The following is a 472-nucleotide window of genomic DNA, read 5'->3' as shown; positions in this document are numbered from 1 at the left end:
CCACGCCGGCGGCGGCCCCCGGCGCTTGCCGCGGGCGCGACGGCCGGTGCGGGCCAGCCGAGGCGGCCGCGCAGCTCCTCGACGACGTCCTCGGCGGTCTCGACCAGCTTGGCGCCGTCGCGGATCAGGCGATGGCAGCCGCGCGACAGCGGCGAGTGGATCGACCCGGGGATCGCGAACACCTCGCGCCCGGTCTCGGTGGCGAGCCGGGCGGTGATCAGCGAGCCGCTGCCGAGCGCCGCCTCGACGACCAGCACGCCCTCGGCCAGGCCGGCGATGAGGCGGTTGCGGCGCGGGAAGTTGTGCTGCAAGGGCGGCGTGCCGAGCGGGAACTCGCTGACCACCGCGCCGGCGGCGGCGATCTCGCGTGCCAGCGCGGCGTTGCGTGCCGGATAGATGCGGTCGATGCCGGTGCCGATCACCGCCACCGTGCCGGCGCCGGCGCTGCCGGCGGCGAGCGCGCCGCGGTGCG

At 78.0% G+C, this 472-nt stretch carries 1 protein-coding gene; it reads right to left on the bottom strand.

Features of this window, described 5'->3' with window-relative positions; translation table 11 throughout:
* A partial coding sequence (locus C667_RS23915) for a DNA-processing protein DprA (protein WP_004392740.1) occupies window positions 1-472 on the bottom strand: 472 nt, incomplete at both ends.

The organism is Thauera phenylacetica B4P (assembly GCF_000310225.1).
GTDB classification, from domain to species: Bacteria; Pseudomonadota; Gammaproteobacteria; order Burkholderiales; family Rhodocyclaceae; genus Thauera; species Thauera phenylacetica.
Note: the sequence above shows the minus strand (reverse complement) of the source record. Positions and strands in the feature narration are given on the sequence as shown.